Origin of the sequence: Arthrobacter sp. efr-133-R2A-120 (assembly GCF_030209835.1) — a bacterium.
Lineage (GTDB): Bacteria > Actinomycetota > Actinomycetes > Actinomycetales > Micrococcaceae > Arthrobacter.
The window spans coordinates 83798-96219 of record NZ_JARVRF010000001.1 but is presented as its reverse complement, the minus strand read 5'-3'; the positions used below and the strand labels follow the sequence as shown (position 1 = coordinate 96219).

Annotated in this window: 12 protein-coding genes and 1 pseudogene; 3 read left to right on the top strand and 10 right to left on the bottom strand. The window is 64.2% G+C overall.

The genetic code is table 11. The features are described 5' to 3' along the window. Positions 1-40 precede the first annotated feature (40 nt). Positions 41-1051, top strand: a complete 1011-nt coding sequence (locus QRN52_RS00435) for an ATP-dependent DNA ligase (RefSeq protein WP_284750841.1) — start codon at positions 41-43, stop codon at positions 1049-1051. A 243-nt stretch (positions 1052-1294) separates the two neighbouring features. Continuing rightward, positions 1295-1420 (top strand): hypothetical protein, encoded by a 126-nt coding sequence (locus tag QRN52_RS00430; protein WP_284750840.1) that lies wholly within the window; start codon positions 1295-1297, stop codon positions 1418-1420. A 409-nt stretch (positions 1421-1829) separates the two neighbouring features. Here QRN52_RS00430 and QRN52_RS00425 read toward each other — a convergent pair. The 10 genes and pseudogenes from QRN52_RS00425 to QRN52_RS00380 form a co-directional block, all read right to left on the bottom strand. Then, positions 1830-2249 (bottom strand): annotated as a pseudogene (locus QRN52_RS00425) (ParB/RepB/Spo0J family partition protein); the annotation flags it as partial. A 159-nt stretch (positions 2250-2408) separates the two neighbouring features. Further along, entirely contained in the window at positions 2409-2783 is a 375-nt protein-coding gene (locus QRN52_RS00420; protein WP_284750839.1) for a CBU_0592 family membrane protein, read from the bottom strand. Positions 2784-2876: 93 nt separating this feature from the next. Continuing rightward, on the bottom strand, positions 2877-3149 hold the full coding sequence (locus tag QRN52_RS00415; RefSeq protein ID WP_284750838.1) for a hypothetical protein: 273 nt from the start codon (positions 3147-3149) through the stop codon (positions 2877-2879). Positions 3150-3273: 124 nt separating this feature from the next. Continuing rightward, positions 3274-4767: an aldehyde dehydrogenase family protein gene (locus QRN52_RS00410; RefSeq protein ID WP_284750837.1), complete on the bottom strand. Its 1494-nt coding sequence runs from the start codon at positions 4765-4767 to the stop codon at positions 3274-3276. A gap of 20 nt (positions 4768-4787) precedes the next feature. Then, a complete protein-coding gene (gene dapA, locus QRN52_RS00405) occupies positions 4788-5675 on the bottom strand; it encodes a 4-hydroxy-tetrahydrodipicolinate synthase (RefSeq protein ID WP_284750836.1) in 888 nt (295 codons plus the stop codon). 54 nt (positions 5676-5729) lie between these two features. Then, positions 5730-7121, bottom strand: a complete 1392-nt coding sequence (locus QRN52_RS00400; protein ID WP_284750835.1) for a protoporphyrinogen/coproporphyrinogen oxidase — start codon at positions 7119-7121, stop codon at positions 5730-5732. 119 nt (positions 7122-7240) lie between these two features. Beyond that, complete coding sequence (locus QRN52_RS00395) at positions 7241-8290, bottom strand: proline racemase family protein (RefSeq protein ID WP_284750834.1); 1050 nt, start codon at positions 8288-8290, stop codon at positions 7241-7243. Positions 8291-8337: 47 nt separating this feature from the next. After that, complete coding sequence (locus QRN52_RS00390; RefSeq protein WP_284750833.1) at positions 8338-9162, bottom strand: amino acid ABC transporter ATP-binding protein; 825 nt, start codon at positions 9160-9162, stop codon at positions 8338-8340. A gap of 2 nt (positions 9163-9164) precedes the next feature. Further along, complete coding sequence (locus tag QRN52_RS00385; RefSeq protein ID WP_284750832.1) at positions 9165-10181, bottom strand: amino acid ABC transporter permease; 1017 nt, start codon at positions 10179-10181, stop codon at positions 9165-9167. A gap of 42 nt (positions 10182-10223) precedes the next feature. Then, positions 10224-11165: a transporter substrate-binding domain-containing protein gene (locus tag QRN52_RS00380; RefSeq protein WP_284750831.1), complete on the bottom strand. Its 942-nt coding sequence runs from the start codon at positions 11163-11165 to the stop codon at positions 10224-10226. 489 nt (positions 11166-11654) lie between these two features. Here QRN52_RS00380 and QRN52_RS00375 point away from each other — a divergent pair, with 489 nt between their 5' ends. Further along, positions 11655-12422 (top strand): FadR/GntR family transcriptional regulator, encoded by a 768-nt coding sequence (locus QRN52_RS00375; protein ID WP_284750830.1) that lies wholly within the window; start codon positions 11655-11657, stop codon positions 12420-12422.

The window sequence follows — 12422 nt, the reverse complement described above, 5'->3', positions numbered from 1 at the left end:
GACGCGGACGTCGCAGGATGTGCGGGCCTACACTGACGCCATGGAGAGCGTGCCGAGGTCGTTGCGGCCTCCTGTCGCTTTGGCGTTGGCGAAAGCGGTGGAGGCCATCCCGCCCGCCGACGCTTTGCCCGGCGAGGTGGTCTTTGAGCCCAAGTGGGACGGTTGGCGCTCATATGCCCTGGTTGGAGCAGAAGAGGTGTTGTTGTTGTCCCGGCAGAGCAAAGACCTTTCGAGGTACTTGCCTGAGCTCGTTTCCGCTCTCACCCAGCAGGCGCCTCCGGGCTGTGTGATCGATGGTGAGGCCGTGGTCTGGTCCAAGGGCCGGCTCGACTTCGAGGCCCTGCAACGGCGCTTGGTCACTTCCAAAGCAAACCTCGCCAAGATGGTCAGGGAACTGCCAGCCTCGTACGTGGCGTTCGATCTCCTCGCGGTCGCCGGCCATGACATCAGGGGCCTTCCGTGGTCCCGGCGGCGGGAGCTGCTGGAGGAACTCGCCCGGACATGGGCTCCCCCGCTGAACCTCTCCCCTTTCACCACGGACCGGGAACTCGCCGAGGAATGGTTCCGGGACCTGCCCTCGACAGGGTGTGAAGGGGTGGTCTGCAAGGGTGCTTCCCAGTTGTACGTGGGCGGCAAGAGGCAGTGGCTTAAGGTGAAGAGCCGCCGGTCCGTGGACGTCGTGTGCGCTGCGGTTATCGGCCCGCGCGCACAACCGACCGCTGCGGTGGTTGGTCTTCCGATTGGTGGGCGGCTGCGGATTGTCGGCCGCTCCGCTCCCCTCGCGGCGCATGCCGGCAGATCCCTTGCGATGCATTTGCGGGCACCTCGCGGGGATCATCCATGGCCGGAAGAGATCACCGAGACGATGTTGGACAGGTTCAGCAAGGAACGGGGCGCGGTGCGTCTGACGCTGGTGGAACCGTTTGTCGTGGAAGTCTCGGCAGATGTGGCATGGTCCGGCCGCTCGTTCCGCCATCCAGTGCGCCTCCTGCGGGCGCGCCCGGAGCTGGACCCCGCCGATGTCCGGTTTCCGGACCATCTAGCCCCCTAGGCCTGCTCTGTGCCTGGGTTCTCCGGATCTGGGTGGACCGCAACGGCTCGCCCGGGGTCCGGGGGCGCGCCGGGTCTTTTCTGTGGACAGCCGGGCGCCGGTTGTCCACAGCCCGTGGCTGGTTGGCCCGTGTGGTTGTGGGTATCGGGTGCACAACGCATCCGGGCTGCGGCGGCGGGCCGGCTTGGGTGTCGTTCCTGGCTTCTAGGATGGTTTCCCCACTGGGTGAGGGGAAGGGGAAGCATGGAGGATAGACGGCGGCCGCGGGCCAGTGCCTGGCAGATCGCCGGCGTCTGGATCGCGGCTGCGGCGTTGCTGTTGACGGCGGCAAGGATGGGTCTGGAGCTGTGGCAGATGGCAGGGCATTGACCAAAGGGTGCTGTTTAAGATTTAAGCAACCAGGGGCCGGCATGTGCCGGCCCCTGGGGTTTTCCCTCTGCAAAAGGAAATCTATGGGTTCAGCCTAACTGAACTGGTTGTTTCGTCCCTGAGACAGGGCCGGTCGGTAGTGCCACCGGCCAGCTTCCTTAAGCCCCTGGCGTGGGAGCTGATCGGGTCTGGAGTCCAGCATGAATGCTGTCTCTGACATTGAGGTAGCGCGCGGCACTCCGGGGGCCGCGCTTGTTGGTGGCGTTGAACGGCGGGCCGCCGCTGGTGACCAGCAGCGTTTGGTTCGCCCTGGTGCGGCGGCCCGCCCGACATTTCACGGTTCACGGCCTGCGGGTGGTGAGTGGCCGGGGGCCGTGCCGGGCGGTGGGGGTTCCGCCCGGCACAGGTCCTATTCCGCCGTTTCCCCGCTGGTTGCGGCGGGGGTGTGCTTGTCGAGGATGATCTGTTCGACCTCGGCGGGGGTGTATCCCCATGCCACGAGCTGGCGGAGGTAGTCGGCGTGCCGCTCGCTGGCCGAGCGCCACGAGTCCTTGACGATCGTCTTCTCGTACCCGGCGCAGACGAGCGCGATCAGGGAGATCTCGGGCCGTGCCTTGCTCGCGGCGACGTGGTCCCGGAGCGGGTTCCACGCCCAGCGGTCGCTGTCTTCGAAATTGGCTCCGATCATTTCGACGGCCACCTTGCCGTCGTAGCCGCTGGCTACTTCGGGGTGGTGGGTGATCGCGTGGACGGTGAAGTACTGCCATCCCTTCGGCGCGGTCTTGCGGGCGAGCAGGGTCTTGACCCACTCGCGGCGCACGGTCGTTGCTTCTCTGCACTTTGCAAGTTTTGGGGCCGCTCGTCAAATTCCTGAGACGTTGATGAGACAGTTGATTCTTTGTGGATCTTGGCTTAGGCGGCCGGGGGTTCCTGGACGCTGGTTTTGTGGACTGCATGGGCTGCGGCTGGTGAGATGCCGCCCCACGGATCAGTGGAGCGGACGATGTCCTTCGACGTCGCCCTGGGCGGAAGCAGTGAGAACTTCAACGACAGTGAGTTGGCCTGTGGCGTCAGGGGCACCCGGGAATTGACCCTGCGGAGCATCAGCAGCCGCCGTGTGCGGCTGGGTCGCCGAACGCATGCGAACGAGCGCGACGGCGGAAATAAGTAACCAAGCGATATTCGTGGCTACGGAGGGCCAGGCTTCGTGGAACGCACCATTGACAATAAAGGCGCAAGCGCCAAGGAGATTTGCCGTCTGGAAGCCCCGGCCCGCCTTTAACCAACCCATGGAGACAGCCAGGTATGCGCTGAGTATCGCGGCTGCACCTCCCCAGCCGGCGATTTCCCAAAGCAGTCCCATGGTGTCCCTTCAGAAGTGCTGTCCGGCGGCTAGCGGCCGGGCTCGGTGTTGGTGGCCGTAGTGCTTCTCGAACTCGTCCCTCGAGCGATGACCTCATTCGTCGGACGAACGGTTTTCAAGGCTCCGGGTGATTAGGCTCTTAGCGACTTCGTAGTGGACGCCGGTGCGCTCCTCTGTTGCCCAGGCTTCGAAGAACTCAGCCTTTTCGAAGAGCCTTCGGTTCTGTGCAGGGGGCCGGAGCCAAAGGATTCTTCCGTCGTCGGTGACGGTGTCGACATGTCCGCTGCAGACCGGGGAACCCTGCTGGCGGATCTCGACCCTGGCCCCGATAAGGAGGGTCCAGTCTGTGATGGGTCTCAGGTCCATGCGCCCTGTTGCCCTTTCATTGTTGGGGTTCCACGCATTTCCGGCACTAGGCCGCGTCGACACGGTCATGCACCCCCGGAAAATCCGGGGTGCATGACCAGCGGCGGCCCTATGGAGAGCAGCCTCAGCCGTGGTTGTACATGATGTGTTTGGTGCGGGAGAAGTCTTCGAGGGCGTAGATGGAGAGGTCCCGGCCGTAGCCGGAGCCTTTGAATCCGCCCCAGGGCATCTCGTTGGCGATGACGAGGTGTGAGTTGACCCAGACGGTGCCGAAGTCGAGCCGGCGGGGAACGGAGAGCACGCGGTCCGCGTTCGTTGACCATACCGAGGCGGCCAGTCCGTAGACGGTTTCGTTGGCCCGTGCGACGGCTTCTTCGTCGGTGCTGAAGGTTTCCACCGACACGACCGGGCCGAAGATCTCGGTGCTGGTGATCGCGGCGCCGGCAGGCACGTTGCTCACGACGGTCGGTTCGATGAAGTAGCCCGGGCCCTCGATGGCGTTGCCGCCGACGGCGATGCTCAGGCCGTCGTTGCGGACGTCTTGGAGTGCGGCGAGGACCCTGTCGTAGTGGGCTTTGGAGATCATGGAACCCATTTCGACGTCGTCGCCCGCTCCGGGGGCGCCGACGGAGATCTCACTGACCTCCTGGACGAGCAGGTCGGTGAACTTCGCTGCGACGGATTCGTGGACGAGGACACGGCACGCTGCGCCGCATTCCTGCCCGCCGTTCCAGAACCCGGCGGAGCGGACGCCTTGGGCGGCGGCTTCCAGATCGGCGTCTTCGAACACGACGACGGGTGCTTTGCCGCCCAGTTCCAGGTGCACGCGTTTGACGGTGGAGGATGCGCTGGCGGCGACTTTCTGGCCGCTGCCAACGCTTCCGGTGATGGCGACGAGGTCCACGTCAGGGTGCTCGGAAATCCGGTTTCCCGTCACCTGTCCGGAGCCGGTGACGATGTTCAGGACGCCGGCCGGAACCTCGGCGGCGATCAGTTCTGCGAGTTTAAGCGTGGTCAGAGGTGTCTGCTCCGAGGGTTTGAGCACCATGGTGTTGCCGGCGGCCAGGACCGGGGCGATCTTCCAGGCGGCCATCAGCAGGGGGTAGTTCCACGGGGTGATCACGCCGACGACTCCCACCGGCTCGCGGAGGATCACCGAGGTGTGGTTCTCGGCATAGTCGCCCGCTCCGGGGGTGGTGAACGCGCGGGCGGCGCCGGCGGAGAACCTGAAGGTGTCGATTGCACTGGAGATATCGTCTTCAGCGACGGCGGCAGGTTTGCCGGTGTTGGCGGATTCGAGGGTTTCGAGGAGTTCGCGGTTGGCCTCGATGATGTCGGCGACGCGAAGAAGGACCGCTGACCGGTCCTTCGGCGTTGTCGCTGACCAGTCCGTTTTGGCGGCGACGGCTGCCGCGACGGCGGCGTCGACGTCCTCCACGGACCCGGCGGGAACCTGCATCAGGATCTCTTCAGTGGCCGGATTCACCACCTCGACCGTTGACGCGGAGCTGGACGGAATGAACGCCCCGCCGATGAACTGGCCGAACGGAGGCAGGGACGGTGCGGGCGTCTCTTCCGCTCTGCGGACGGTGAACGGTGCTGTGTCTGTGGCGGTCATGGTTTCCTTCGGTCCTGTCGTTACTTCTGGTTGAGGGCGGCCAGGGCGTGCTTGACCCGGGCGAGGTCCTCGGCGTTCAGGTCGGCCGTGGGACGGCGGGGTGAGCCGGCGGGCAGCCCCTGCAGGGCGAGGCCGGCCTTCACGGAAGGAATGAACGGTGCGGAGAGGAGCGCGTCGATGACCGGGTACAGCTGCTTCCACAGTTTCAGGGCTCCGGTGAGGTCGCCTTCGGCGATGCGGCGGCTGACGGCGACGATTTCGTTGGGCACCACGTTGGCGGTCCCGGCCATGACACCGGCGGCACCTTCTGCCAGAGCGCTGTAGAGGTAGGCGTCCCAGCCGATGAACGTGCCGATGACATCGGAGTGGTGGTGGATCAGCTGGAGGGCTTGTTCCCAGTTCGCGCTGGAGTCCTTGATGTACTTGATGTTCTCGACGTCTTCGGCGAGGGCGCGGACGGTGGCCGGGTCCAGGTTGACGCCAGTGACGGCCGGGATGTTGTAGAGCATCACCGGGATGGTCACGGACCGGGCCACGTCCTTGATGTACGTGACCGTTTCCTCCAGGGACAGGGGCTCGTAGTACGGGGTGATCAGCATGAGCACATCCGCGCCCGCCTTCTCGGCCGCCTGCGAGAGCCGGATGGCCTCGGCGGTGGAGGTCGCGCCGGTCTGGGCGATGACCGGAACACGGCCGTCCGCCTGGTCGATGACGGTCCGGATGAGGAGCAGTCGCTCCTCGGAGGAGAGGGCGCCGACCTCGCCGGTCGACCCTGCCGCGACGACGCCGTCCACGCCGGCGTCGATGGAGCGGTCAACGATGCGCCGCAGGGTCTCGACGTCGAGGCTGCCGTCCTGGTCGAAGGGGGTGGATAGTGCGGTGAGGACGCCTTTGAGGTGCGTTGTCATGGTGGGGTGTTCTCCTTGGTGGTGTTGGTTCGAGGGCTGGCGCGGGCGAAAGGATCAGGTGCCGGTGGCCAGGTGCAGGGTGGGAGCCGCGGCCCGTTGTTTGTCCGTGGCGAGCAGGCTGGCGGCTTCCTGGGCGGCCGAGAAGCCTGTGGTGATGGAACTTTCGGTGTAGAGGGTTCCGAGGAAGTCCCCTGCCAGGAACACCCGGTCCGTGCCCCGCATGAGCGTGGACTGGAGCTTGGCCCGGCCGGGGAAGCAGTAGGGGGACGCGACCTTCCACCGGTCCGTCTTGGCCTCGACGACGCTGTCGGCGAATCCGTGGCCGAGCACTTGGTCGAGGTCAGCCAGGTGGGTGGCGATGACTTCCTCATCGCTCTTCTCCAGCAGTGCCCGTCCCAGGCTGGCCGGGGAGAACGTCATGAAGCTGCCGCCGGGCTTGCGCACGGACTCGGTCCCACGGACGATGCTTGCCTGGTTCAGGGCGATTGCGAACGAGCGTTTCGGGGCCGCGATGGCGTAGATGTCGTCCCACGGCCGTGCCGTTGTTTCGTTGGTCAGGAAGGCCGTGCTGACGTGCGGGCCGTATTTGATCTGGCCAAGGGCGTCCCGCAGCTCCTCCGGAAGGTCCACGCCGATCTTGTGCGAGACGTCGGCGGTGGTTGCGAGGATGACGGTACGGGCCTCCACCTCACGCTCGGCGCCGCCCTGGGTGTACCGGACGAGGACTGAGTTCTTCTTGTGGGTCACTTCCTGCACGGCGGCTCCGAGCTGGATGCGGTCGCCCAGGGCGGCGGCAACGGACTCGGTCAGGGTGGACGGACCGCCGACGATGCCTTGGCTCAGGCCCTGCCCGATCCCCAGGACCAGGCTGAAGTACCCGATTCCTGCGCCGGCAGAGATCTGGTCCATGTCCCCGGCGGAGCGGGTGACGGTGGTCTTGAACAGTGCGGCCGCGTCCTCGGACAGGTTGCCGATGAAGTCCTGGAACGAACTGTCGTTTTCGAAGTCGTAGATGCGCTGCTGGCGCGTGGCGCCGGATTCTCCGGAACGCTTCCGCACCACACCTGTATACTTGGCGACGCCGGCAACGACCTTCAGGCCGGCCCGCAGGGTGTCGATCCGGGACGTGAGGGACATGGGGATGCGGAACGGATAGGTGGCGATGTGTCCCTCGCGGATGAACTTGCCGTTCATTGACAGCGCTTGGAGAGATCCGGGGATCTGGACGGCGGTCACGCCGACTTCGTTGAGCAAGGCGTCCGTGGAGGAACCGGCCCCGGCGAAGACGTGCCCTCCCCAGTTCAGCCAGTAGGCGCCCCGGCGTTCCGAGCGGATCCGGCCGCCGACGCGATCGCCCGCCTCGAGCAGGAGTGTGTCCCAGTGGCGGAGGCGCCATCCGGCCGAAAGACCGGCGAGACCAGCGCCGATGATGACTACATCTTTCATGGTTTGAACTTTCCTTTTCGAGGATCTGTGGTGCCGGGCTGCCTAGTGCACGGGGTAGGCGCTAGAGGGAGTGCAGGCATCGGTTGTCGGGAGCGGGAGCTAACTTGGGGGAAGTGGGATTACGCGGTGACGGTGCTGCTGCTTCGCATCCAGCTGTCGGAGAGCACGTATCCCAGCGGGAAGGGATCGGTCGGGTCGAGGCCGACCTGGGACATGTCGGTGATCCACGCTTGCCCGGCGACGCTGGGCACGACTGCGTCGTAGCCGCCGACCGTAGTCAGCGACTCGATGGTGCTCTCGAATCGGCTGCCGATCAGCGACTCATGAACGAACTTTTGTCCGGGGACGATCAGTCCACGGGCGTGCATGACGGCGAGCCGGGCGGATGTGCCTGTTCCGCATGCGCACCGGTCAATCCTCCCGGGGGAGACGACGACGGCGTTCTGGGAATAGATGACATCGCCTTGGTGCTCCAGCGGTTTGGTGAATTCGGTGTTGGTGATCCCGGCGAACTTCGGATTCTCGGGGTGGACCGTCACCAGTTGCTCCGCGGCTGCCGCCTTGATGCGCTGGCCCATCAGGCACAGGTCCCTTGCCTCATCAGGCACCAGATCGAATCCAAGGCTTGCGGCATCGATGATGGCGTAGGCCATGCCGCCCCACGCCACGTCCAAGGTGACGGTGCCTAGACCGGTGACTTCGACCTTGGCATCCAACTCGTAAACGAAGGCAGGCTGATTCGTGAAACGGACGCTGAGTACTTTCCCGTCCCGGCACTCGCAACGCAACCGGATGAGGCCTGCAGGGGATTCCAGAGTGAGCTCGGTGACAGGTTCCTGCATCGGCACCATGCCCGTCTCCAATAAAACCGTGGCGACGGCGATCGTGTTGCCGCCGGACATGACCGGGTATTCCTCGGCCTCCATGATGACGTAGCCCATGACTGCAGCGGGGTCGGTCGAGGGCAGGACCACGTTGACTGAGCGGATCACGGACCCGCGGGGCTCCTTCAGCAGAAGCTGCCTGATGTCGTCGCGTTCCCTCTCGAGGTAAAGGCGTTTTTCAAACATGCTGTTCCCGGGAACGTCGCCGACCCCACCCACAACCACGTTGCAGACTTCGCCTCCTACATGGCAGCCGACGATGTTGAAAACTTTGCTAAAGCGCATTCAAATGCTCCAGGTGTGAAAGTAAATCCCTTGTCAGGGGCGGGCTGTCATTGGACAGGGGTGTCGCGGCGTTCGTTGAGGCTGCGAAGGAAGGTCTTGGTGGCCTCGGCCTGGGGGTTGTCGATCACCTGCGAGGGGGGACCTTGCTCTGCGACGCGTCCCTCGGCCATGAAGACAACCTCGTCCGCGACTCCGCGGGCGAACCCGATCTCATGGGTCACCACGATCATGGTCATGCCGCTTCGCGCCAGCTCCTTCATGACTTCAAGAACCTCGCCGACGAGCTCGGGGTCGAGCGCTGAAGTGGGTTCGTCGAAGAGCATCACCGACGGCTTCATGACCAGGGCCCGTGCAATGGCGACCCGCTGCTGCTGGCCTCCCGAGAGAGTGCTGGGATAGACGTTGGCCTTCTCGGCCAGGCCTACGCTGGTGAGCAGTTTCATCGCCTCATCGCGCACTTCATTGGGGGACCGACGCAGTACCCGGCACGGGGCCTCGAGCAGGTTCTCCAGGACGGTGAGGTGCGGAAACAGGTTGAAGGATTGGAACACCATGCCTGTGGCCGCGCGTTGGCGGGCGATTTCGTTCGGCCGCAGCTCGTGAAGCTTCTCGCCCTTGAGGCGGTATCCCACGACCTCACCGTTGACCAGGACCGCCCCGCCGGAAGGCTTTTCGAGGTGGTTGATGCACCGCAGCATGGTCGACTTGCCTGAGCCGGATCGACCGAGGATGACGACAACCTGACCAGGGTAGACATCCAGGTTGACAGACTTGAGAACCTCCAAGTCACCGAAGCTCTTGCGCAGTTCGACAATCTTCACAATGGGATCGGACTGATCCCTCAGGTGTTCCGTGTGGGCGATGGTGGCCATGGTTAGCCCTCCTCGGCAGTGGTTGATGACAATGTCGTGCGGACGCGCTTGCGCGGTACCCCCAGGCCGAGGATCCGTCCACGCGCGGGAGTGGTGCTTTGATGTCCTGCAACCCCGCGGCCGTAGTAGCGCTCGATGCGCTGCTGGAAGACGGTCAGGATGCTGGTGCACAGCAGGTACCAGAACGAGACGACGATGAGAAGCGGGATGGTCTCAAAGGTCTGGGTGTAGATCATCTGGGCGGAGTACAGCAAGTCAGGCAAGGCGATCACGCTGACGAGCGAGCTGTACTTGAGCATGCCGATGACCTGGTTGCCCGTCGGGGGCACGATCACCCGCAGCGCCTGGGGCAGGATGATGCGTCGGAAGGCCATCAGGTTGTTCATGCCCAGGGCCGCGGCCGCCTCGGTCTGGTGCTTGGGCACCGAGAGCAACCCTCCCCGGACAATCTCGGCCATGTAGGCAGATTCGTGCAAGGCCAGGCCTACCAGGGCAACTGTCCACAATGAAAGCACCGAATTGGTGGAGCCCCCGATCAACTCCGGCCCCCCGAAGGGCACGCCAATGCCCAGCCGCGGGTAGAGCGCCGAAAGGTTGTACAGGAAGATGAGCTGGATCAGCAGCGGCGTTCCGCGGAAAAACCACAAGTACGCGCCGGCTACAGCCTGAAGGACTTTGTTCCCCGACAGCCGGCACGCTGCCAGCAGGATCCCCAGCACGATCGCCATCGTCATGCTCACGACGGTCAGGATCAGCGTCCGCCCCAGCCCAGCCATGATGTCCGGGAAGAACAGGTAGTGCCACACGGTCGGCCACTGGAAGTTCTGGTTGGTCACCATCGAGTGGACCAGGTTCGCAACCACCAACAGCAGGAAGACAGCGGCGACCGTCCGGCCGTGGTGACGCAGCGGGACGGTTTCCCTCGCCAGGGTCTGCTGATCGGCGGTCAATGCAGACGTGGCGCTGAGCGCGTTGGACGGCGTGTGTTGCGGGTGCGTCTTTGCTTTGGCGCTTTCCATAGCAATTACTGCCTTTCAATTCTGAATGACACCATCTGAGGGTCAGCTGCTCGGGGCCGGGATGATCTCGGACTTGTCCACGGCACCAAGACCGCCGTTGAGCTGACCCAGGACCTTGGCCAGGTCGCCGTCCTTGATGAGCTTGTCCGTAGCGGCCTGGAAGGCCTTGGCGAGCTGGGCGGTATTGGCGTTGTTGGCCAGAGCAAGACCCGTCTTGATCTCCGGACCGAAGCCGAGCTTGGCCAGTTTGAACTGACCCTTGGTCTGATCGACCGTGTAGGCGGCCTGGCTGCCGCTGGCCAGGGCGGCATCGACCCGGGACTGACTAAGTGCGAGGTTGACCTGAGCCTGCGTCTGGAAAGTTTCGACGGTTGTCGAAGCCCCGCCCGAAGACTTGCACTCGTCGGCCATGGACTGGGCGGTGGCTGCTTCGGAGGATCCCAGGGCCGCCCCGATCTTAAGCCCGCAGACGTCGCCGGGCTTGTCGAAGCTGGCCTTGGCCGAGTCCGCCTTGACGATGAATGCATCCTTTGAGACGTGGTTGGTGACGAAGGTGACTACCTTGGTCCGGTCCGGGGTCACGTTGATCTCCCCGGTCGCTGCGTCATAGCGGGCCGCCTGCAGTCCGGGGATAACGCCGTCGAACGGGATGATCTTGAAGTCAACTTTCAGGCCGAGCAGGGCCGCTGCCTTACGCGTGAGCTCGATGTCCCAGCCCGTCACGTCGCCGCCTCCTGTGGGTTGCATGACTGCTGGTGCGTAGACCGCTGCGGCGACTGTCAAGGTCCCCTTGTCACGGATCGCTGCCGGCAGCATCTGGACCAGCGTGGAGTCCGCGCTGGGCGTGGCATCCGTGCTGGACGTACCTCCGGCAGGCTGGGCCTGCGTGGAAGAACCACATGCGGACGCCCCGAGCAAGGTGGTGATGACGATGGTAGCCGTGAGGGTGCCCCGCGTCATGCGGGAGAACGGGCGAAGGTTCATGGTCTCTCCTGATGTGAGTGTCGTTGATATCTATCCGCCAGAGGTGGCGAAGCGGTACTGCATAGCCAAATCCGTTTACTGCGGCTGGCGGCCAACGCATCCAACGCGTCCCGCTCCTGCGTTATATGAAGTAGATCACAGCAATACACATCAAGCAATAGTTTAGGTTTATATGTTTTAGAGGGAGCTGCACGTCGATACTTCCCCATCCGGCGCAGCGAGGGGGCCCGGTCCGGATAGTCGGTTCCAGCCGGGCGAGGGCGGGGGCCACTATGGTCTGCGGTCAGGGCAGCGGGATCCCAGGGCGCAGGCACGTCAAGCAGAGTACGGACATCCGCCGCGCCCCCGGCTTCACCCCGTTCAACTCGCTTGCAACAGCCCCTAGTTACCAACGGTTCATGAATGTGTAAAGATTCAAGGTAATAGGGAACCGGTCCGTAGTCCGATTCCCTCACCAGTAGCAGGAGGGGTGCCGAGGAAATGCAGAGCATGGCGATCTCCAGTCGCGCCCTTGACCTGCTCTTGCTGCTGCGCGGGAGCGAACCCGAAGGACTCGGCCGCGCAGACCAGGTGTCCTACCAGATTGAAACCGCGATCCTGATGGGGATTCTGACCGAAGGCGACAGGCTCCCGACAGAGTCCGTCCTTGCAGCAGAGCTTGGTATCTCCCCAATTACCCTTCGTCAGTCGCTTGCCGCCCTCCGCACCAAGGGCCTGATCGAAACCAGCCGTGGCCGCAGCGGCGGCAGCGTCATCCGCCGCCAGATCGAACTCACCGACACGCAGCTGCAGCATAAGCTCAAGGAAACGAGCACTGAGGCCCTCAGGGACTTGGGCGATCTGGGTGCCGCCATCGCGTCAATGTCTGCCCGGCTTGCCGCCGGCCGCGCCGGCCCGCAAAACGTTGAGGATCTGGAAAACCTGGCAAAGCGCCACCGGGACACCGTCGATGAACGCGCCCGGCGACGAATGGACAGCCGGTTCCACGTGGCCGTCAGCATAGCCGCGCAGTCAAGCAGGCTGACCTCGGCCGCCCTTCAACTCGAAGCTGAACTGATGACACTCTGGTGGGGTCTCCCGGTTCACTCCGGGAGTCAGAACTCACTAGTAAACCAGCACATGGCAATCGTCGATGCGATCAGAGACAGGGACGCCGACGCTGCAGCCCGCGCGGCTGAGCACCACAGCCGAAGCGAGATGGAATATCTGATAGAGCAGCACCTCGGGCTGATGATGCGAACCGAAGAAGGTGCCTGA